At 61.5% G+C, this 21,113-nt stretch carries 16 protein-coding genes and 1 pseudogene; 7 read left to right on the forward strand and 10 right to left on the reverse strand.

Annotated features, from left to right (window positions below):
- The first annotated feature begins 4 nt into the window (after nucleotides 1-4).
- Nucleotides 5-319 carry a hypothetical protein gene (locus tag EM6_RS17300; RefSeq protein WP_172961086.1) on the forward strand — a complete coding sequence of 105 codons (315 nt, stop codon included), beginning with the start codon at nucleotides 5-7 and terminating at the stop codon, nucleotides 317-319.
- A 147-nt stretch (nucleotides 320-466) separates the two neighbouring features.
- Here EM6_RS17300 and virB11 read toward each other — a convergent pair whose 3' ends face one another.
- From virB11 to EM6_RS03335, 10 genes are all read right to left on the reverse strand, one after another.
- Complete coding sequence (gene virB11, locus EM6_RS03290) at nucleotides 467-1,453, reverse strand: P-type DNA transfer ATPase VirB11 (protein WP_126420305.1); 987 nt, start codon at nucleotides 1,451-1,453, stop codon at nucleotides 467-469.
- On the reverse strand, nucleotides 1,450-2,544 hold the full coding sequence (locus tag EM6_RS03295) for a TrbI/VirB10 family protein (protein ID WP_126420306.1): 1,095 nt from the start codon (nucleotides 2,542-2,544) through the stop codon (nucleotides 1,450-1,452). Before EM6_RS03295 ends, virB11 begins: the two co-directional genes overlap by 4 nt.
- Nucleotides 2,545-2,546: 2 nt before the next feature.
- The gene (locus EM6_RS03300; RefSeq protein ID WP_126420307.1) at nucleotides 2,547-3,389 is read right to left on the reverse strand and encodes a TrbG/VirB9 family P-type conjugative transfer protein; all 843 of its coding nucleotides are present in this window, start codon (nucleotides 3,387-3,389) and stop codon (nucleotides 2,547-2,549) included.
- Nucleotides 3,386-4,645, reverse strand: coding sequence for a type IV secretion system protein (locus EM6_RS03305; protein WP_126420308.1), 1,260 nt, complete (start codon nucleotides 4,643-4,645; stop codon nucleotides 3,386-3,388). Before EM6_RS03305 ends, EM6_RS03300 begins: the two co-directional genes overlap by 4 nt.
- Nucleotides 4,642-7,068, reverse strand: coding sequence for a VirB4 family type IV secretion/conjugal transfer ATPase (locus tag EM6_RS03310; protein WP_126420309.1), 2,427 nt, complete (start codon nucleotides 7,066-7,068; stop codon nucleotides 4,642-4,644). The genes EM6_RS03305 and EM6_RS03310 overlap by 4 nt, the downstream gene beginning before the upstream one ends.
- A gap of 9 nt (nucleotides 7,069-7,077) precedes the next feature.
- Nucleotides 7,078-7,374 carry a type IV secretion system protein VirB3 gene (locus EM6_RS03315; protein ID WP_013478838.1) on the reverse strand — a complete coding sequence of 99 codons (297 nt, stop codon included), beginning with the start codon at nucleotides 7,372-7,374 and terminating at the stop codon, nucleotides 7,078-7,080.
- Nucleotides 7,375-7,377: 3 nt separating this feature from the next.
- Nucleotides 7,378-7,668: a TrbC/VirB2 family protein gene (locus EM6_RS03320; protein ID WP_126420310.1), complete on the reverse strand. Its 291-nt coding sequence runs from the start codon at nucleotides 7,666-7,668 to the stop codon at nucleotides 7,378-7,380.
- A 10-nt stretch (nucleotides 7,669-7,678) separates the two neighbouring features.
- Complete coding sequence (locus tag EM6_RS03325) at nucleotides 7,679-8,233, reverse strand: lytic transglycosylase domain-containing protein (protein WP_232037081.1); 555 nt, start codon at nucleotides 8,231-8,233, stop codon at nucleotides 7,679-7,681.
- A gap of 197 nt (nucleotides 8,234-8,430) precedes the next feature.
- The gene (locus EM6_RS03330) at nucleotides 8,431-9,978 is read right to left on the reverse strand and encodes a DUF1501 domain-containing protein (RefSeq protein ID WP_126420311.1); all 1,548 of its coding nucleotides are present in this window, start codon (nucleotides 9,976-9,978) and stop codon (nucleotides 8,431-8,433) included.
- Between the two features lie 13 nt (nucleotides 9,979-9,991).
- Entirely contained in the window at nucleotides 9,992-11,578 is a 1,587-nt protein-coding gene (locus tag EM6_RS03335; RefSeq protein WP_232037082.1) for a DUF1800 domain-containing protein, read from the reverse strand.
- Between the two features lie 498 nt (nucleotides 11,579-12,076).
- Between EM6_RS03335 and EM6_RS03340 the strand changes: the two genes are divergently transcribed.
- From EM6_RS03340 to EM6_RS03365, 6 genes and pseudogenes are all read left to right on the forward strand, one after another.
- Entirely contained in the window at nucleotides 12,077-12,949 is an 873-nt protein-coding gene (locus tag EM6_RS03340; protein ID WP_126420313.1) for a UTP--glucose-1-phosphate uridylyltransferase, read from the forward strand.
- Between the two features lie 32 nt (nucleotides 12,950-12,981).
- Nucleotides 12,982-14,487, forward strand: coding sequence for a phosphomannomutase/phosphoglucomutase (locus tag EM6_RS03345; RefSeq protein ID WP_126420314.1), 1,506 nt, complete (start codon nucleotides 12,982-12,984; stop codon nucleotides 14,485-14,487).
- Nucleotides 14,488-14,708: 221 nt separating this feature from the next.
- Nucleotides 14,709-15,011: pseudogene (locus tag EM6_RS03350) on the forward strand (transposase); the annotation flags it as partial.
- 421 nt (nucleotides 15,012-15,432) lie between these two features.
- Nucleotides 15,433-18,201 (forward strand): DUF5695 domain-containing protein, encoded by a 2,769-nt coding sequence (locus EM6_RS03355; RefSeq protein WP_126420315.1) that lies wholly within the window; start codon nucleotides 15,433-15,435, stop codon nucleotides 18,199-18,201.
- A 16-nt stretch (nucleotides 18,202-18,217) separates the two neighbouring features.
- Nucleotides 18,218-20,596, forward strand: coding sequence for a glycoside hydrolase family 127 protein (locus tag EM6_RS03360; RefSeq protein WP_126420316.1), 2,379 nt, complete (start codon nucleotides 18,218-18,220; stop codon nucleotides 20,594-20,596).
- A 108-nt stretch (nucleotides 20,597-20,704) separates the two neighbouring features.
- Nucleotides 20,705-21,058, forward strand: a complete 354-nt coding sequence (locus EM6_RS03365) for a hypothetical protein (RefSeq protein ID WP_126420317.1) — start codon at nucleotides 20,705-20,707, stop codon at nucleotides 21,056-21,058.
- Nucleotides 21,059-21,113: the final 55 nt, after the last annotated feature.

Below are 21,113 nucleotides of genomic sequence, written 5' to 3' on the forward strand. Positions count from 1 at the left end.
GCGTATGTCTGAACGATTGATGCCTGAGATGGCCAGTGCGTTGATGACACTGCCAGAAACGGTGTTAGAACCGTCGCCGGGATATGGTCCCTCAGTTTCATTTGAAAAGGTTGTGCAGGTGCCGCTGGCGGAGGACGAACTGCTCGAAGCAGAACTGCTGCTGGACGATGAACTGGCCGTAGACGATGAAGACGAGGATGTGGCTACGCTTGTCGTGCTTGACCCACCACCACCACCGCCACCACATGCGGCCGTGAAGCTGGACCCGAAAGCGACCGTCCCCAGCATAGCCATCGCGCGCCGACGTGAAAGCGACTGAATGAGGTCCTGGAGGCTGCCTTCATCCTTGTGATAGGAGGGGGTGTTCGGGTTGTCGTGGGTCATCGATTCGCCTTTACTGCAATCTATTGCAAGGGTTATCCCAACCGATTAAGGCGAATCTTGTTATGTGAACATTTCAACCCTGTCACAATGACGTCAGGGCATTCCGGGGTAACAGAATATCGGAAATGCCGCGTTCGCCACCCGCCTTCGACAGTTGCACGACAACGTCGATCAGGCCGGACGCATAGGCGATGGTTTCCGGACGCGACAGGGCCATGCCGGTCTGCATCACCATCAGAGCGATCTGTTCCAGCGCGCCCTGCGGCGTGTTGGCGTGCACTGTGGTGAAGGAGCCGGGGTGGCCGGTATTGATGGCACGCAGGAAGGTCACGGCTTCGGCGCCGCGGATTTCGCCGACGATGATGCGGTCCGGGCGCAGGCGCAACGACGCCTGCAACAGGTCATTGACTGTCACCTTGGCTTCGCCCAGTTCGCCCTTGACGGCCACAAGTCCCAGCGCATTGGGCTGATGCACGGCGATTTCCGGCGTGTCCTCGACCAGAATGACGCGCTCTTCATTGGGCACAGCGCTCAAGAGCGCGTTGAGGAAGGTCGTCTTGCCCGAAGAGGTGCCACCCGAAATCAGGATGGTCTTGCGCTCGGTCACCGCCTGTTTGAGGAAGGCGACCGGATTGGCACGGGCGGCGCGCTGTTCGTCGGCCGGATTGCCATAGGCCGGGGCGCGGATGGGTCCGCGATCATAGGCCTCCAGCGGCCGGTTGACCATCAGGTGGCGGCGGATGGCGATGGCCCAGTGGCGGCGTGTGGCAGGCGGCCCGACGATCTGCACACGCTCACCCGACGGCAGGGTGGCCGCCAGCATGGGGTTTTCGCGGTTGATACCCTGATGGCTGATGCGCGCGATTTGCGCCGCCAGCCGGTTGAGCAGGCCGTCGTCGATGTCGGGTGCATCAAAGCGCTGCATATGCGGCTGACCACTGATTTCGACCCACACTTCACCGGGGCGATTGACCATGACCTCGGTCACTTCGGCGCGGTCAAGCCACTGCCGGAAGGGGGCCAGATAGGCCTTCAGATAGACGCCTTCGGTCGGTAGGGCTTCGGTCATAGCGAGAAGTCGAGATCGCGGGAAACGAAGACCTGAATCGGCGTGCCCTGCGCCACGCGCACGGTCGGGCCGATCTTTGAGTCCGCCTGAAGCGCGGCTGTGGCGGCGTTATTGGCCCCCTGCGCCGTGCCGATGACGATGGTGTTGCTGTCCCCATTGGACGCATTGGCAAGGCCACCGATGATCGACAGCAGCATGGCCGAGCCGAAGCGCTTGAAGAAGTGCGTATCGACATCACCCGTCTGACCCGCCTGACCCAGATTGTCGGTTGAAGGGTCGGTCAGGACGATGGCCGTGCCGTCCGGACGGATCAGGCGCGTCCAGGTGATGAACAGGCGGTTTTGCCCGCTTTGCAGGCCCGACCGGTAAGAGCCGATCAGACGCGAGCCCCGCGGGATCAGGACGCGCGAGCCGTCGAAACTGCGCACATCACGCGACACCAGCGCGCGTGTATAGCCGGGCAGGTCAGAATTGAGCGCGGTTTCCAGCACCGCCGGGATCAGGGTCCCTTGCGATACGGTGCGCGACGGCGTGGTAATGCGCGTGGCGCGCACCTGACGTGTCGGGTCAAGGCTGGTCAGGGCGGCAACCGAATTGCCATCCATTACATTACCTTCGGCCTTTTGCGCCGGGGCAGCGGCCTGAGCGGCATTGGCCGCCGGATCGGGGTCGGGGGCCGAAACGTCGTAGATCAGGGCGTTGGCGCGGGCGTTATTGGCATCGGCCACGGGGGCGGCCCCCCCTGCCTGAGGCGGTTGCGGCTGGGCCACCGGTGGGCCTTCAGGCAGCGCCACGGGCGGCAGTTCGACCACCGTGCCATTCTGCCCCGGCGGCTGCGGCGCGGGTTGCGCCGGTTGCGCCTGCGGCGGCCGGGTTTGCGCCGCCTGACGGTTGTTGTTCATGAACACCAGAGTGAGCGCACCCAGAAACACCGCGCCCATAATGCCACCGGCCAGCACCAGACTGTCTTTCAGCGTCGATTTCGAGGCCACTTGCGGCAGGGCATTGACCGAGGCAACGCCAAGGTCGGAACGGTCAAGGGTTTTGCGCGGATCGCTTTGCGGATCATGGGAGGGCAGACGGGTCTTCATGATCAGTCCTCCTTGCGCCCGAACCAGCCGGTTCGTTTTTTCGGGGTGGTGGCCGCATCGGCCTTGCGCAGGGTTTCCGGACGCGGCTGCGGCGACAGGGCGTCGAGCGCCGGCGGCACATAGGCGTCATTATAAACCGTGGCCGTCAGGTCGCCGCGACGCAGGACAAAGGCTGGGCCGACCTGTTCGATGACGATAAAGCCCTCGCGGTAGCCAAAATTGACCAGAGTCTCCTTGCCGTCCAGCACCGCATAGATGGCCGGAAACGGCACGCCTTCGCCCCACATCAGATAGGTCGATTGCCCGTCATCGAACAGGCGCATGGGCACCAGAGAGGGGTCCCCGGCATAGGTGTAGCTGGTGTTGCGCTTTTCCGGCAGGGTGGAGACGGGCTTGGCCGGGGACGCCGGTGCGGCGGCGGCCTTTTCGGCGGCTTCGCGGGCCTCTTCTTCATCCTTGGGGTAGGTGAAGCGCAGGTCGTAGATCACCTCACCGCGTTTGCAGGCGGCAGCGTCCTTGGTGCGCAGTTCGAAGGCATAGGTGCGGCGGTTGGTGACGACCGACAGATTGGTGAAGGCCCCGCGTTGAAACGGCTTCACGAACATCAGATTGCCGCGCTTGTTAGGTGTGGCCTGCCACTGGGCGGCATCACCCACGGCGACATTCTCGATCTTTTCGTTGTCGGCGAAGGTGATCATGGTCTGAAAGCTGACGCAGGTATCGAGGCGGATAACCTCTCCATCGACATAGGTGATGGTGCGGATGCGGCTGTCCTGCGCCTGAGCGGGCGCGACGGCGAGCAATGGCACGGCGATCAGCAGGGAAAGGGTAGAGGCGAACTTCATGAACCGGGGGCCTTTGAAAGGGGCGTCGGGGTCGGGGCGGTTTTGGCGGACGAAGAGGCGGGGGCGGCAGAGCCGGGCGCAGCGCGGAACCTTTGGCCCAGCCCCTGACGGCGCGTCACGCCGCCGGACAGTTGCCCCGCCTGGGGCGTCGCGGAGAGGGTGGTGGTCACGGTCTGCACCCGCGTGTCGCGGCTGGAGCTGCGGCCCCCGACGGCGGCAGACTGGCTGTTCTGCGTGATGAGGGTCGAGCCTCCGGCAGCGGCGATCACAGCGGCCGAGGTCACGGCGGCGGCCTGTACGTCGGCGGCGCTGTCGCCGCCTCCGCGCAGCGGGTTCCAGTTTTTGACGATATTGAAGGCCACCACCATCAGCAGGATGAGGAAAGCCGCGTAAATCACAGAACCCATGAACAAAATAACGATCGGCTGAATATCGCGGACCGTCTGCATCGGGTCGCCGGATATGGCCAGAATGGCGGGGGTCAGCAGGGCCAGAGCCGCCGATCCCCCCAGCGTCACCAGCATGGGGATAAAGGCAAAGCCGATTGACGTTCGCAACCAACCTTCGAACAGGCCGCGCGTCTGGGTAAACAGGGCAAAGACGACGAACAGCGGCCCCAGGGCCAGCAAAAGCGTCAGGATGAGGCGCGACAGGACCAGCACGCCCACGGTGGACAGCAGCAGGATCAGGCCCGAACTCCACAACATGTCCGAGGCCGACGATTTGCCATTACGGATGGGCGGGGCGATGGGCTGCGGGTTTTGTACACTGGGGGCCGCGGTCGCCGCTGGGGCGGCCTGCGACGTCTGTTCAAACGCGGTGGCCGCGTCAGCAAAGTGCACGAACAGCACGTCGAGCCGCTTGGCAAAGGCGGCGCTGGCCCCCTCATTGGAACCGGTCAGCGCAGCGGCAATTTCGTCCGGGCCGCGCGTCAGCAGGTTATAGACCACGGTCTGATAGGCGGGCCAGGCCGTAACAAAGGTCAGGACCAGACCAATGGCCAGCACCTTCGGCGTCATGGTGGTCAGGGTCAGGCGCGTGCGCCCGGTGATCAGTCCGAAGGCCAGAAAAGCGATATAGAGGGTCAGGCAGATGGTCAGGGCCGTGCCCAGATAGCCGCCAGTGCCGAACAAACGCCCGAAGCTGTCTTCAACCACGCGCCCGATCTGACAGTCCACGCTCATCAGCGCGCCTGAAATACCCGTATCGCCGCTGAGCGGCATACCGGGGCAGGTGGTGGGTGGCGGCGGCATCATGCGGATACACGCTCCGTTTGGCCAAAGCCGGGCCACGGCGTGCCGGTGAGGGCTTCGAACCACGCCGACGGCGCGTCGCCATGCGTTTCGCGCAGTTCGTCCAGCTTGCGCACCGTCGATTCCCGCCCCGACAGCAGGGTCAGGATTTCCGGCGTCCCCGACAGGTCGAGGCGCGCCACGACCGAGTGGTTGCCGTGCTTGACCAGGAAGGCGCGCGAATGCGGCGGCAGGGCGCGCACCAGCCCGACCTCGTGCGCGCTGAGGCCGAAGCCTTCGCCATAGTCTTCGAAACGGGCACGCGGATTGGGCATGAAGATCTGCGTCGCCGCCTGCTCGATAATCGCCGAGGAGATGCGGCTGTCGAGGGCGTCACCGGCGCTTTGCGTGCCGAAACCAAGGATGGCGTTACGCTTTCTGAGCGTCTTCATCCAGTCGCGGATGCGCGCGGCAAATACCTCATCGTCCAGCGCCTTCCAGCCTTCGTCGATCAGGATCATGGCCGGGGTGCCGTCCAGACGCTCCTCGATACGGTGGAAGAGGTACATCATGATCGGCCCGCGCAAGATCGGTGCGTCGAGGAACTGCGTCATGTCGAAGCCCAGAACGCGCGCCGACAGGTCGAGCTGATCCGCCTCGTTATCGAACAGCCACGCCCATTCGCCCGCCCCGACCCAGGGCGCCAGACGCGCCGCCAAATCGGTCTGGCTGGGGCGACGGAAGCCCCCGAGCAACTCCTGAAAATAGCGCAGGCGGCGATAGGCCGGGGCCTGTGCGTACATGGCGTCGATGGCCGAGGCTATGATGGCCTCGTCCTCCGGCGGCAGGGCCGGGCCTTCGCCAGCGATCAGTCGCGACAGCAGGTCACGCAGAAAGCCGCGATTGATGGCGCTGTCGGGCAGTTGCAGCGGGTTGAAGCCGCTGGGTTCCCCGGCGCACAGGGTGGCGTAGTGGCCGCCGATAGCGCGGATGAAGATTTCCGAACCGCGATCCTTGTCGAAGATAATGGTGCGCGGACGCGCCTTCTGGGCCTGCGCGGCGAGGAAGTTGAGCACCACGGTCTTGCCCGATCCCGACGGCCCGATCAGGGTGAAGTTACCGAGGTCCGAGGCGTGGAAGTTGAAGAAGTAGGGCGTGGCCGCCGTCGTTTCAAAGACGGTGATGGCCTCACCCCAGTGGTTGCCGGTGGCCTGACCCAAGGCAAAGCCGTGCAGGCTGGCCAGACCGGCGAAGGCCGAGACCGAAATCAGCGCCTTACGCGCGATAAAGGCCTCATTGCCCGGAAACTGCGCCCAGAAGGCCGGTTCGAGATTGATGTCTTCGCGGACCGCCATCGCCCCCGTATCGGCCAGGGCCGAGGTGACCTGCGCCGCCGCCTGATCGAGCGCGCTGAGGCCCGGTGCGCGCACGCACACGCTCAGGTGATGTTCGCCCAGAGCCGTCTGACCCGACGCCAGTTCATCCTTGGCCGCCATCAGGCCGGCACGCAGGGTAATGCCGTCATCATCAGCGGCGCGCAGACGGCGTAAAGCCAGATTGACGCGCTCCAGTCCGATCTGACGGTCTACGAACTGAAAGCTCTGCGACACGGTCATTTCATAGGGCAGGTGCAGCAGGGCATCGAGCATCCCCGGCGCAGCCTGCGGCGGATATTCCTTCACCGAAATGAGCGCACCGAACGATTTGTCCGCGCCCGCGCTTTTCATTTCAAAGGCATCGACGCCAAAGCTCAGGCGCTGATAGGGCAGGTACTGCCCCACATCGTCGCGCGCCAGCGGATCGGGCTTGAGCACCGGGCGCATTTCCCCGTGCATCAGGGCCGACAGCAGTTCCAGCGGCTCCGAACAGCGGCCGCCGCGCGTCTCATAGGAGGTCAGAAGCCGCGGGCCATAACGCCCCAGCGCCGCCATCAGGGCATCGCGCGCCGCATCAAGGTCGCGCAGTTCCGCCCCCAGACCGTCGCGGTCCGCTCCGGATTGCGCGCCAAACAGCTTCCCAAGGCTTTCCGACAGACCGGCCTTACCACGCGCCGGGCGGCGCAGAAGGGTGATAAACAGGTCGTTGACGAACAGTTCGCGCGATTGCAGGCGGTCCTGCCAGCGATCATTGATGTAACCGGCTATGGGGTCGTCGTACTGACCGCTGCTGGTCACCGACACCTTGCGGCGCACGATATGGTGGTGCAGCACCAGCCGCGAATCCCCGATGGCGCGCAGGGCGCTTTCCCGCAGGGCGTGCAGGCTGTTGAGATCGGTCGTATCCGCCGTTTCAAAACCAAAGCCGTCGATATAGAGGGCCTGCATCAGCGACCCGTCGCGCAGGGTAACCGTATGGTCATTATAGAGATGGGCATAGGGCAGGCGGTCACCGATCCGCTGCTCCTTGGCGCCCAGACTCATGACTTGCCCGAACAGGCCGTTACTCATGCGAAAACCTTACGGTAGATAGGAGTTGCAGCGCCAGAACTTGTAATTCCGGATGCGCGGGGTGCGGCTCACCTTGGTGAACCACAGGTCGAACAGGCGCGGTTCACGCAGGCAGGCCAGATAGCCGACCGCGTGCACCAGAAGCGCAATCCCCAGAGCCCAGAACGACCGCGTGACCAGAAAGGCCTCGGTGGTGATCATGAAGTTGAGGATGAAGTAGGAATAGGTCACACCCGCAAACATTTGCGGCTGAGTCAGCGCCCGGAAGATGGGCGCCTTGACCAGAGCGACGGTCTCTTCGCTCATGCCTCAGCCCACGGCCGTGCGGATGCCCGCCACGATGGTGGCTGCGCCAAACAGGATGAAGATGCCGAGGATGACGGTGGCCCCGAAGCGCCAGTTCATGCGGCCCGACAGCATCATGAAGCCGACGGCGGCCACGGCGATCACGGCCACGGCGGTGGCGACATTGCCGAGCAGCGTGCCCTGAATCCAGCCGAGCGCATTGACGATGGGGCTAGAACCAGCGGGGTCCTGCGCAAAGGCCGGAGACGCGGCCAGCAGGGGCAGGAGGGCGGGCAGGAATTTACGGACGTTCATGGGTCTATCCTTACGAGCAGGTCTCGGTCGGTTGAGGATCGGTCTTTACGCTGAGCCGGTCAAGGCTTCGGGCGACATAGGCCTGGGTTTCGGCATAGGGCGGCACGCCGCCGTGACGGTTGACTGCGCCAGCCCCGGCATTATAGGCCGCCAGCGCCAGATCAATGCGACCGTCAAAGCGGTCCAACTGACGGCGCAGATAGGCGGCACCGCCGAACACATTGCCCCGCGGATCAAAGGGATCGACGCCCAGTTCGGCGGCGGTGGCGGGCATAAGCTGCATCAGGCCGATGGCGCCGCGCGGCGACACGGCCTTGGGGTTAAAACCCGACTCCTGACGAATGACGGCGATCAGAAAGTCAGTGCTGAGATTATAGCGTTCGGCGGCGGCCTTGATCACATCCTGATAGGGCAGGGATGTCGCGTGAACGGTCGCGGGCGGTACGGAAGCGCACAGGGTGTGGTAGTCGCCATTGTCGGCCACCTCAAACACCTGCGCAGCCGCGGGTAAAGCGGCACAGAGTACCGCCCCCATCGTTCCCGCTGCTGTCAAAACTGCCCGCACGGGCCGCTCCTTGCTCACACTCTGTCCCGCACCCTGTATCGCGTCACGCCGGCACCGATCCGGCGCTGGCGTCCTCTGGTCAAGCGGCTCTAACAGTTAAGTTTGTCAGATTTGTTACGCCTGCCCGTCAATGATCCTTGCACGGAGAATTTTTGCGATTCGCCGCCAAAGTCAGCATACACCGCGCGGTCGTGAATTTACAGGAAGCCAAGATTGGGCTGTGAGAAATTGCGCAGATTGGGGAAGATGGTGTTGAGGTCGGTGTCCGACACGCCGAACCAGCGCCCCAGCGTCGCCGCGTACTGATCAACCGAGGTGGTGGGGATAAAGGAAGCCCCCACCATGTTGGGGTTGGCAAAGCCGGACACGTCCATGCCCACCGTGGGGAACTGCCCGTACATGTCGCCGCCCTTCACCGCGCCGCCCATGATCAGTTGTGGACCGGCCCAGGCGTGATCGGTGCCATCGCCATTGGTGTTGAAGGTGCGCGAGAAATCGGACGCCGTAAAGGTCGTCACATTGGCGCGCATATCGACGCCGTTGATATTGGCCAGCGTGCTGTCGAGATAACTCATCGCCTGCGCCACCTTGGCAAGGTTGTTCGACTGATCGCGGTTCTGGTTGTCGTGGCTGTCCCAGCCGCCCAGCGACACCATGAAGACCTGGCGCTTGACGCCAAAGGCCGGGGCGGCGGCGATCATGCGCGCGACGGTACGCATCTGCAGGGCCAGACTGTTGGTTTCGGTCGCCCCGGTGGCCGGATTGGTATAGGTCGGCGGCGAAGGCACGGCGGTGACAACGGCGCGGCTGAACACTTCATTGACGACGCTGGCCGCCCCGACCGAACGCGCATTGATGCGCCCCAGATCATTGGCAAAGTCCGACGCCGTGACGGTGTCATTGATGATGGTCTTCAGTTCACCCGGTGCCGCGGAAGACCCGAACAGGGTCGTGGCCGTGGTGCCATTGACTGTCACCGCCGGGGCGGCATTGGTCGAAAGCGGGTACTGCACTACGGACTGCCCGGACAGGAAAACCGCCGTACCCCCCGCCGTAATGGCCGTGAAGATGGTGTTCTGGCCATTCATATTCATCAGCATATCGCCCATGCGCCCGCCCCAGCCGGTGCGCGCGCCTTCGGCGGCCCCGGCCTGCCAGGTTGATTGCTGGTCATTATGCGAAAACAGGTTGGCGGGCAGGGGCACACTGCGGGCCTGATACTGCGCCTTGGTGGTCGGCTGGATCAGCGTGCCAACATTGGCGAGAACCGCCAGCCGCCCCTGATCAAACAGGGTTTTACACGGGCTCATCAGCGGGTGCAGACCAAAGGTGCGCGACGTGGCATTGGTGCCGGCCGGGATGGCCTGCGCCGTCTTGGGCGCGATGGGCAGGACGCCGCCCCAATGCTCAGGTTTGCCGAGCGCCGAGGCCCGACCCGTGACGGCATTGACCTGCCCCACAGGCGTCGGCGCAGTACCCACCGGCATCAGGGCAATCGGGTCGGTCCCCTGATTGCGCGCGGCGAAATAGCGGCCCCACGAGTCGGTATCGGTGGCCAGCACCATATTGTTGGCGTCATTGCCGCCAAACAGGAAGACGCAGACCAGCGCCTTATAGTCCGGGGCGCTTTGCCCGGCGGCCGAGCCCACGGCGGCCAGTTGCAGGCCAAAGGAGGTGGCTGTGGTCAGGCCGGCAAGGCCAGCCCCAAGACGAAAGAAGGCGCGGCGATCGATCTGGGAGGTCATGAGTGCACCGTTCCTATCGCTGGGCTGAATATTCAGGAGAAGCCATGCCGAGGAAGATGGCGAGCTTGACCCGGTTGAGTTTGGCGGTGTCGATCTGGGCTTGTGTCCCATTGGCCGGAACATTGACGCCAATGACCGAATTGGTGATGCGCGTCTTCAGGGTCGCGGACATGCCGCCCCCGTACAGCAGCAGGTCGATGCGATCGACAAGCGCCGCGGGGTTGTCCGCCAGGGCCAGTTCCTTGGTATAGGCCGATTTGATGTCGCTGCTGCTGCCGATGCCGGAATTGATCGTCGTCTGCATCAGGTTGATATAGGCCGCCGTCGTCACTTCATCGGCGATCTGCAATTCCGGTGCGACCTTATTCTTGCTGCCCAGCGTGGTGTTGGGCGGCACATAGCCCGGACGGAAGAAGTTGAACACCGACGGCGACGTCATGGGCGCCTGATTGAGCGAGGTCTGAGCCGCTGTTGAGGTCATCAGCCACTTGCCGCTGGTCGAGGTCGTCTCGAACGACCGCATCCAGTGGGTCAGGCGGATCACCGGCTCGCGCAGCTTGCCATAGGTGGCGTCGGTCGAGGGGGTACGCGCTTCGCTGTCGAGCAGGATGGCGCGCACCACGGCCCCCATATCCCCGCGAACACCGGAGCCATTATTGTTAAATACGGCGGCGACGCGACCGACATAGGCCGGAGAGGGGTTGGAGGTGACCAGACGCTGGATCAGTTGCCTGGAGATAAAGGGCCCGACATTCGGATGGTTATAAAGCGCGTCAAGCGCCACCTTGACCTCGCCATTCGTATCGGCGGTCGTGGACGCCGGGATGGTGGTGCCCAGAAACGTCTTGGCTGATGTCGAATGAAAATTGTTATAGGCGATCATCGGTTGGGTGTAGGCCTCAGCCACACGACTGCCGCCGCCAAAGGTCGAGTTGGTCGGGGTCGGGTGATACCACGACAGGCCGGTGAACACCTTGGCCAGCCCCTGAATATCGGGGGTGCTGTAGGTGGGGGTGGTATTGCCGAGAAGGTCGGTCTTGGGCGTGCCGTCGGCATTCAACTGCACCAGACCGATGGTGAAAAGCTGCATCACTTCGCGGGCGTAGTTTTCGTCCGGATTACGCCCGGTGGCCGCGTTTTCCTTCTGGTTGGCCAGATAGGTCAGGTACTGGCCCATGGCCGGATGGTAGGTGACGTCTTCCAGCAGGGTGCGGAAATTGCCAAAGGCATTGCGGCCCAGCATGTCGTAGTAGGAGGCCAGGGTCCGCGTATCAATATTGCTGACGTAGGAGGCGACAAAGATTTCAGACAAGGCGAACTTCACCCGCTGGCGCAGTTGGTCCGGTGATGTGACGGCCTGACGGTAGAAACTTTCGTAAAACTGCGTCGAGGAGAGGCTGGCATTGGCATTGGCGGCTTTAAGCTCGACCAGCCGTGCATCCATTTCCGACAGGTGCGTCGGCCCCAGCGGCAGGGCCATCTGCGCGGTTATCCAGTCGCCATAGCTGGTTGCGGTGACCGAGGCAATCTCGGCATCGGTGGGGCCAAACGTCGCCTGAGCCAGAAAGCGGCTGGCCTCCGTGTTGGTCGGCTTGGCCACAACCGGAGGCGGGGTCGTTCCGCCACCCCCTGAAGCGTTGCCGCCACCCCCGCCGCCGCCTCCACAGGCGGACAGGACCACAAATGACGCGATAACGCAGCCATGAGAGATCTTAGCGAGAAGGGATCGGGAACGCTTGTGGCTGTAGGGCAAGGCTGCCGGCTCAAACCTAGCCAATGTTTGATGCAAGTCCCTGAAAAACAGCATAAATTCACGCCCCATTACATGCGGTCGGGCGTGAATCACACTGTCGTAATCAACCCCGCCTTATCCTTGGTCAACAGACATAAGCTGTCGCTGTTAACAATTCATGACATAATTCAGTCGATGAGAACAGCGATCTCAGATAGCTTTTTTTGTGTCGCGTAGGGGTTAAAACGCGCCTTCGGTTGCGTGACGGCTGAAATCTGTTTAAGAGGCAAAAACCGATTTTACGCTCGATTTTTTACTGCCGAATTCGCCAGCCTGGTCATCAGGTCGAATTATCAGGATTGATGGATGTTCAAGAAGATACGCAAGGCCGTTGTTCCCGTGGCTGGTTTGGGGACGCGGGTACTGCCCGGGACCAAGGTGGTCCCGAAAGAGCTTCTGAACGTGGTGGACCGTCCCGTACTCTCCTATGTCGTAGAGGAGGCGCGCGCCGCCGGTATTGAGCACTTTGTTTTTGTCACCGGTCGCTCAAAAGGCGCCATTGAGGACTATTTTGACCATCAGGTTGAGCTTGAGGCGCAACTCGCGGCCAAGAATAATTCTGGTGCGCTGAATCAATTGCTCGCCGAACTGCCCAAAGAGGGGGAGATGAGCTTTGTGCGCCAGATGCAGCCAAAAGGTCTGGGGCACGCCGTATGGTGCGCTCGTGACATCATCGGGGATGAGCCTTTTGCTGTCATCCTGCCGGATATGGTGATGGATGCCGAAGTGCCCGCGCTTAAACAGGCGGTGGACGCTCACGATCAGGTGGGTGGCAATATCATCGTCGTTGAAGCCGTTCCGCATGAACAGACTCACCGCTATGGTGTCGTGGCGCTTGAGACCCAGAACGGACGTCTGAACAAGATGACCGGTATGGTCGAAAAGCCAGCTCCGGGGACTGCCCCTTCAAATTTGATCGTGTCGGGCCGCTACATTCTGCAGCCTGAAATATTTGAGCTGCTGGCCACTCAGGAACGCGGCGTAGGGGGGGAAATCCAACTTACGGACTCCATGTTCCGCCTCATGGAAACACAGAGCTTTCATGCGCTGGAATATGAAGGTATGACCTACGACTGTGGTGACAAGATCGGTCTGTTGCGTGCCAATGTGGCTTTGGCGCTCAAGCGGTCCGATCTGGGGGACGCCGCACGTGCGGCGATTCAACCGCTCTTTTTCTGATTTTATTCAACTTATTTTTACGAGAGGTTTTCATGACCGTTCTTCTTCCTCGCACCGACCTTGTTCCCAATACATTTGAATTTGAAACCGAGGCCTTCGTCAAAACGACGGGTTTCCGCGAATATGACGCCCGCTGGGTGTTCGGCAAGGAGATCAACCTGCTGGGCATTCAGGCCCTGGGGCTGGGGCTGGGCAGCTACATCCATGAACGCGGTGTGAAGCCGCGCATCGTGGTCGGTCACGACTATCGCTCCTACTCGATCAATATCAAGAACGCCCTGATCATCGGCCTCATTCAGGCCGGTTGCGAAGTGCTGGATATCGGCTTGTGCCTGTCGCCGATCGCCTATTTTGCGCAGTTCGACCTCGATGCGCCGTGCGTGGCCATGGTCACGGCTTCGCACAATGAAAACGGCTGGACCGGCGTCAAGATGGGCTGTCAGGCTCCGCTGACCTTCGGCCCGGATGAGATTGGCCGCATGAAGGACATCATCATGGCGGGTGCCGGCGTTGAACGTGCCGGCGGCTCACTCACCCTGGTTCAGGGCGTACAGGAACGCTATCTCGCCGACGTCGCTTCAAAGGCGCAACTGAAGCGCAAACTGAAGGTCATCTGCGCCTGCGGTAACGGCACGGCCGGTGCCTTCGCACCGCAGGCCTTGCGCGCCATGGGGGCCGAGGTGATCGAGATGGACACCGTCCTCGACAACACCTTCCCTAAATATAATCCGAACCCGGAAGACCATCATATGCTGATGGAAATGGCCAAGGCCGTTAAGGAATACGGTGCCGATCTGGCGCTGGGCTTCGACGGTGACGGTGATCGTTGTGGTGTCGTCGATGACACGGGTGAAGAGATCTTTGCCGACAAGATCGGCCTGATGCTGGCGCGTGACCTGTCGGCGCTGCACAAGGACGCGACCTTCGTTGTCGATGTGAAATCGACGGGTCTTTACAAGACCGATGAGGTGCTGAAGGCCAACGGCGCGCAAACCGTCTATTGGAAGACGGGCCACTCCTACATCAAGCGCAAGACGTCGGAACTGAAGGCCTTGGCGGGCTTTGAAAAGTCGGGTCACTTCTTCTTCAACAGCCCGATTGGCCTGGGTTACGACGACGGTATTGTCGCCGCGGCTGCGGTTTTGGCCATGCTTGACCGCAATCCGGGTAAGTCCCTGAGCCAGCTCAAAGACGCCCTGCCGGTGGCCTATACGTCGCTCACCATGTCGCCGCATTGCGCCGACGAAGTGAAGTATCAGATCCTCGAAAAGATCGTGCAGGAATATGTCGATCTGCACGCCAAGGGCGGTGAAATCCTTGGCCGTAAGATCATCGAAGTCATCACGGTCAACGGCGCGCGCGTGCACCTCGATGACGGTTCGTGGGTGCTGGTGCGTGCCTCATCGAACAAGCCGGAACTGGTGGTCGTGGTCGAAAGCCTGACCTCCGCCGATGACATGCGCGACCTGTTCCACAAGGAAGTGAAGCCGCGCCTGGCCGCATATCCGGAAATCGGTGGTTATAATCAGGAAATTTAAACACAAGAATTCGACCGCTTTAAGGTCAGTCTTTAAGTGTTCAAAGCGAATGCGGTTTAACAAGGGAGTGCCTGAACAGGGCGCTCCCTTTCTTTTAGATCTAAGATCCCAACCTAATCAGTATATTGATTTGTCGTCCGAACACGGACTCTCTTGGTGTGTAAGCAGGAGGATGAATGATGGCTGGTGAGTTTTGGCTGAGCGATGCGTAATGGTCGGCTATCGAACCGGTGCTGCCAAATGTTTATTCAGGGGCCCGCCGGGAGGATGACCGGCGGGTCATCAGCGGCATCGTTCATGTCCTGAAATCGGGCTGCCGCTGGCAGGATTGCCCCTCTGTCTATGGCCCGCCAACGACCATCTATAACCGCTTTCATCGCTGGTCAGGACGACGCCTCTGGCATAAGATTCCGGAGGCTTTGTTAAAGGCCTTTACCAACGATGAGCCTATGATCGACTCGACGACGGTCAAGGCTCACCGCTCTGCGGGCGGCGGAAAAGGGGGGCGCACTACCGGGCCATCGGTCGCTCACGCGATGATGCCGGCCATTACTGGCGCAAGCTTAGTGGCCTTTTCTATGAAAACCTCATGACCGCGCCACCACAATAACTCCGACAATTATTTTTATCAATCGTATATTTTATATTTGACCCCACCGACTAAGCAGGATTACATTTTTGATGGGTGCAGCACTCTTGGTTCCGGTGAAGAGGCCTGTGCCCGGCTTACCGTGCGGCCTCTGATTACATTGTAGACTTCCTCCGGGTTATCAGAGTCCGCCAGTCCCTTGGATGTCCACCACCCCTCGCTTTTGTCGGGTGGTGGACACCTTCTTTCTTTCAGTCGGCCTCCGCAAACCTTGTGGATAAGCCAAACCCCAAACACGAAAAAGAAACCTGAGTATTTTTCGTGAATAACCCCCTTTTCACCCGACGGAGTGAACCATGACGCCATCCGCCGTATCGACCTTTACCCGCCGTACCAGTCTGACGGCTATGGCCGCAGCACTGGCCGCGCCCGCTCTGGCGCAGGCCGCTGATACAGCGGGGCTGGCCTGGAACAGCCCGGAGGCGCAAACCACCGTTCACGAAACGCCGGACTTTCATATCGAGCTTCAGGAAACCTCCCAGACCCTCGTCTCACTGGCCCCCAAGGGCGTAGAGGGCGGCTTCGACTTCGCCCCGCGCCACCGTTTCACCCAGCGTCTGGGCGATGGGTGCTATCGTCTGGGGGATCTCGACCTGCGTGTGCGTGTTGAGGGCGAGGAGGGGTGGCGCGACCATTCGACGGCCTATCGCCGCGTCAAGGTCAAGGCTCTGCCCAAGCCGAAAGGCGCTTTGGCCTCGGCGGACATCACCGCCAGCCTCGGTGCCGATATGCCGCTGAAGGTGGTGCGGACGTGGAGCGTGTCTGAGGGCAAGCTGGTCCTGCGCTTTACCCTGACGAACCCCACGCAGAAGACGATTGAAGTCGGCGGTCTGGGCATGGCCATGGTCTTCGACAATATCATCAGCGGGCGTCACCTTGATGAGGCCCACGATGTCGCCTCCTTTTACGACCCTTACGTCGGCCTGAATGCCGGTTATCTTCAGGTCAACCGCCTGAACGGGCAGGGGCCGTCGCTGCTGGTCCTGCCCGCCAGCGATACGGCGAAGTTCGAGCTGTACAAGCCGATCCTCAACACGCGCGACGCCGATAAAAAGCCGGCCATCTACAGCGATATCGAGCCCCGAAACATGACGTTCGAAGGCTTCTATAGCTGGATGACGCACGCCAAAGGCTTTGCCGACAGCGAATGGAAGGGCGTCGAACAGTGGAATACGCCGACTTCACTGATGTTGAAGCCGGGGCAATCGACCAGCGTGGCGCTGAAATTCGTACTGTCGCCCTCGATCCGTGAGATCGAGCCGACCCTGATCAAACAGGGCCGTCCGGTCGCCGTCGGTATTCCCGGTTATGTGGTTCCGACCGACCTGCCCGCCGACCTGTTTGTCCATGCGCCCAAGGCGGTAAAGGCCTTCGCGGTGCATCCGCAGGGCGCGCTGGAGGTCACGCCTGCGGGCGCTATCAAAGGCGGCTGGCTGAAATACAGCGTGGCGGGCAAGACGCTGGGCCGCGCGCGCCTGACCCTGTCCTATGCCGACGGCACGCAGCAGACCGTCCATTACAAGGTGACCAAGCCGCAAGCCGAGGCCGTGGCCGATATGGGGCACTTCCTGACCACGAAGCAGTGGTACGAAAACCCCGATGATCCGTTCAAACGCTCGCCGTCGATCATGATTTACGACCGCGAAGAGAACGCGCTGGTGCTTCAGGACAATCGCGTCTGGGTGTCGGGCCTGTCGGACGAAGGCGGGGCCGGGGCGTGGCTGGCGGCCATCATGAAACAGCTCGACAATCCGAAGCCCGAAGAGGTGCAAAAGTTTGAGCGCTTCGCCAACACTACCCTGTGGGGGCAAATCCAGACTCCGGAAGGCCCCGATAAGTACGGCGTGCGCAAGTCGGTGATGTTCTATGACCCCGAAGGGATGCCCAAGGGCACCTATGATGCCTCTCTGAACTGGAAGGTGTGGTCGGCCTGGGACCGCAAGCACGCCGCCGATCTGGGGCGGTCCTACAACTATCCGCACCCGGCGGCAGCGTGGTGGACGCTGTATCGCCTCGGCCGCTACCACACGGGCATGACGGCTGGCGAAACCTGGCAGACCTATCTGACGCGGGCGGCGGAAACCATCAAGGCCATGATGAGCAAGGCGCCCTACTATACACAGTTCGGGCAGATGGAAGGCGATGTCTTCCTCTACATTCTGCTTGATCTGAAGCGGGAAGGCTGGACCGAACTGGCCGCAGAGGTCGAGGCGTTGATGAAGGGCCGCGTCGAAATCTGGAAGACGCTGAAATACCCGTTCGGCTCGGAAATGCCGTGGGACTCCACCGGTCAGGCCGAAGTCTATATGTGGATGCGCTATTTCGGCCATCAGGATAAGGCCGATGTCACGCGCGAAGTCATCATGGCCTATGACCCGGCCATCCCGCACTGGGGCTATAACGGCTCGGCGCGTCGCTTCTGGGACTTCCTCTATGCCGGCAAGCTGTCGCGGATTGAGCGTCAGTTGCACCATTACGGCTCGTCGCTGAATGCCGTGCCGCTGTTCGACGCCTACCGCGAAACGCCGGATGACCTCTATATGCTGCGCGTCGCCTATGGCGGCCTGATGGGCTCACTGACCAATATCGACGCAGAGGGTTTTGCCTCGGCGGCCTTCCATTCCTTCCCGGACGCCATGAAGTGGGACGCCATCAATGGCGACTATGGCATGAGTTTCTTCGGTCACGCCGTGACCTCGGCCTCGTATCTGGTTAAACACCCGGTGTTCGGCTGGACCGGCTTTGGCGGCGTAGTCAAAACGACCGATGGGATGATCCGCCTTGCGCCGAAGGACAGCGCCCGCCGCCGCGTCTTTATCGCTCCGGCGGGTCTGTGGATCACGCTGGATGCGGGTAAGATCGCGGAGGTCGCCTATGACAGCGTCAGCGGCAAGGTGCACCTGACCCTGGCCGCTGCCGACGCCCAGACGCCCGTCGCCTACGTGAATTTTGAAACCACGGTGAAGGGGGCCAGGCCCTATAGCCTCAAGGCCGATAAGGCTCTGGGTGCCTATGCGATACCGCTGAAGGCTGAACCCGTCACCATAGACCTGATCCGCGCCTGACACAGGGAAACGCCAGATGATCCGCACGACCTTTCAAACCGATCGCCGCGCCCTGTTGTGTGGGGCCGGGGCCCTGACGCTTCTGACCGCGATCGGCGGGCCGGCCGTGGCCTCAGCCCCCATCGTCGCTACGCCCATTCCGCTAACACAGGTGCGCCTGCTGCCGTCGCCCTTCCTTGACGCTGTAGAGGCCAACCGTCGCTACCTGCTGTTCTTGTCGCCCGACCGCTTCCTGCACAATTATCACAAGTTTGCCGGTCTGCCGGTGAAGGGGGAGATTTACGGCGGTTGGGAGTCCGACACCATCGCGGGTGAGGGGCTGGGGCACTATCTGTCGGCTCTGTCGCTGATGCACGCCCAGACGGGTGATGCCGAATGTGTGACCCGCATCCACTACATTATTTCCGAACTCGAAAAGGTGCAGTCGGCGCATGGCGACGGCTATGCGGCGGGCTTTATGCGCAAGCGTAAGGACGGCTCCATCGTTGATGGCAAGGAAATCTTCCCCGAAATCATGGCGGGCGATATCCGCTCGGCGGGCTTCGATCTCAATGGCTGTTGGGTGCCCTTCTATAACTGGCATAAGCTGTTTGCCGGGCTTCTGGACGCGCAGGCCTATTGCGGTATCGACCGCGGCATCCCGGTGGCCGAAAAGCTGGGTGGCTATATCGAAAAGGTCTTTGCGGCGCTGGACGACGCTCAGACGCAGAAGGTGCTCGATTGCGAACACGGCGGCATCAATGAGAGCTTCGCTGAACTGTATAGCCGCACGAACAATCCGCGCTGGCTGAAACTGTCGGAGCGGCTCTATCACCATCGGATGCTCGACCCGCTGGCGGCCCGTGAAGACAAGCTGGCCAACAATCACGCCAATACGCAGGTGCCCAAGCTGATCGGTCTGGCACGCCTTTATGAACTGACGCAGAAGCCGCCGTATCAGACCGCCTCCAGCTTCTTCTGGGAGCGCGTCGTCAACCACCACAGCTTTGTGATTGGCGGCAATGCCGACCGGGAATATTTCTTCGAACCGGACACCATTTCAGCCCATATCACCGAGCAGACCTGCGAGAGCTGCAACACCTACAATATGTTGAAGCTGACGCGCCACCTGTATAGCTGGTCGCCCAAGGCGGCGTGGTTCGACTATTACGAGCGGGCTCACCTCAACCACATGCTGGCGCATCAGAACCCGAAAACCGGCATGTTCACCTATATGATGCCGCTAATGTCGGGGACGGCACGCGAATATTCCGATCCGGAAAATTCGTTCTGGTGCTGCGTCCTGTCGGGGATCGAAACCCATTCCAAGCACGGGGACTCGATCTACTGGCAGCAGGACAAGACGCTGTTCGTCAACCTGTTCATCCCGTCAAAGGTCAACTGGGCGGCGCAAAAGGCGGCGTTCGAACTGACGACCAAATACCCCTATGAGGGGCAGGTGGCGCTGAAACTAAACCAGCTTTCGGGCACGAAGACCTTTACCGTGGCCGTGCGTATCCCCGGCTGGGCCAAAACCTCAACCCTACGCGTCAATGGCAAGCCGGCCCTGGCCAGGATGAGCGACGGCTATGCCCTGATCACCCGCAAATGGCGCGCGGGCGACGTGGTGACGCTCGACCTGCCGCTGGCGCTGCGTTTTGAGACCGCAGCGGGTGATGACAAGGTCGTGGCCCTGCTGCGCGGCCCGATGGTGCTGGCCGCCGATCTGGGGCCAGCGGATAAGCCGTGGGAAGGCGATGCCCCGGCACTGGTCGGCTCCGATCTGATCGGCAGCTTCCAACCCGTCTCGGTGGCCGAAGCGGTATATGTATCCAAAGGCTCAGGACGTCCGGGGGATATGACCTTCCGTCCTTTCTATGCGCAGTACGAACGCCGCACGGCGGTCTATTTCAACCGCTATAGCGATGCCGAATGGGCGCAGGCTCAGGTCGCCTATCGCGCTGAACAGGCCCGCCTGAAAGACATCGCCAACCGTTCGGTCGATGTCATGCATCTGGGCGAAATGCAGCCCGAACGCGACCACAACCTGCAAACCGGCGGCAACTCCTACCCGGTGGTCTATCGCGCCCGCAATGGCCGCGACGCCCGCACCGGCGGCTTCTTCAGCTTTGAGATGAAGACGACCAAGGACGGCAAAAACGATTCTGGCCCGCTGGTGCTTCAGGCGACCTATTGGGGCTCGGAATTCAACCGCAGCTTCACCATCGAGATTGACGGCACGGTCATCGCGCATGAGCGCCTGTCGGGTCGTCAGCCGGGTGCGTGGATCGACGTTGATTATCCCATTCCGCACGAACTGACGCGCGGCAAACAAAAGGTCACAATCAAGTTCAATCCACAGGAAGGCAAGACGGCCGGTCCGGTCTTTGGGGTGCGCCTGTTTACAAAAGCGTAAAATCAACCGGATTTGATGCTCTCCTGAGCCCGGCATTTGTGTTTGTTTCGGGTGCAGGTCGGCTTTGAACCGATAGGCAAGCAGGGGAATTCCTGCTAAACAGAGCGCATGTGGAAGCGACTGAGCCGTATTGCCGGATTGCTGGCCTTCGTCCTGGCGACGATGGCGGGACCGGTCGTGGCGCAAGCGCAAAACGCCAGTGTTGCCGAGCCCATGCCCTGTCACAAGATGACAATGGGTGAACAGGCAACGCCGCACAACAAACACCCTGTCGAAAAGTCACATTCCGATTGCGGCAGCGCCTGTCAGTGCCCAGTCAGCCACTGCGCCACCGGAGCGCTGAGTCTGCCACCGGTGGCGTCCCCCATGGTCTATGACGGCCCCATGCGCACAGCTTTTGGCAGAGATCAACGGTTGCGCTTTGCCCTCAGCGACGATCTGATGCGCCCGCCGCGTGCCTGAAAACCGGACTCGCATCGCGCCCAGACCGGGCGCGACTCGTCACGTTTTCAGGAAA

Source organism: Asticcacaulis excentricus (genome assembly GCF_003966695.1).
Classification (GTDB): Bacteria; Pseudomonadota; Alphaproteobacteria; order Caulobacterales; family Caulobacteraceae; genus Asticcacaulis; species Asticcacaulis excentricus_A.

Bases quoted from the DNA above. Each gene is read 5' to 3' on its own strand.
- EM6_RS03310 (WP_126420309.1), bottom strand. From the start codon at position 7,068: ATGAGTAACGGCCTGTTCGGGCAAGTCATGAGTCTGGGCGCCAAGGAG.
- EM6_RS03315 (WP_013478838.1), bottom strand. From the start codon at position 7,374: ATGAGCGAAGAGACCGTCGCTCTGGTCAAGGCGCCCATCTTCCGGGCG.
- EM6_RS03295 (WP_126420306.1), bottom strand. From the start codon at position 2,544: ATGAAGACCCGTCTGCCCTCCCATGATCCGCAAAGCGATCCGCGCAAA.
- EM6_RS03355 (WP_126420315.1), top strand. From the start codon at position 15,433: ATGACGCCATCCGCCGTATCGACCTTTACCCGCCGTACCAGTCTGACG.
- EM6_RS03360 (WP_126420316.1), top strand. From the start codon at position 18,218: ATGATCCGCACGACCTTTCAAACCGATCGCCGCGCCCTGTTGTGTGGG.
- EM6_RS03300 (WP_126420307.1), bottom strand. From the start codon at position 3,389: ATGAAGTTCGCCTCTACCCTTTCCCTGCTGATCGCCGTGCCATTGCTC.
- EM6_RS03365 (WP_126420317.1), top strand. From the start codon at position 20,705: ATGTGGAAGCGACTGAGCCGTATTGCCGGATTGCTGGCCTTCGTCCTG.
- EM6_RS17300 (WP_172961086.1), top strand. From the start codon at position 5: ATGTCTGAACGATTGATGCCTGAGATGGCCAGTGCGTTGATGACACTG.
- EM6_RS03345 (WP_126420314.1), top strand. From the start codon at position 12,982: ATGACCGTTCTTCTTCCTCGCACCGACCTTGTTCCCAATACATTTGAA.
- EM6_RS03330 (WP_126420311.1), bottom strand. From the start codon at position 9,978: ATGACCTCCCAGATCGATCGCCGCGCCTTCTTTCGTCTTGGGGCTGGC.
- EM6_RS03340 (WP_126420313.1), top strand. From the start codon at position 12,077: ATGTTCAAGAAGATACGCAAGGCCGTTGTTCCCGTGGCTGGTTTGGGG.
- EM6_RS03305 (WP_126420308.1), bottom strand. From the start codon at position 4,645: ATGATGCCGCCGCCACCCACCACCTGCCCCGGTATGCCGCTCAGCGGC.
- virB11 (WP_126420305.1), bottom strand. From the start codon at position 1,453: ATGACCGAAGCCCTACCGACCGAAGGCGTCTATCTGAAGGCCTATCTG.
- EM6_RS03320 (WP_126420310.1), bottom strand. From the start codon at position 7,668: ATGAACGTCCGTAAATTCCTGCCCGCCCTCCTGCCCCTGCTGGCCGCG.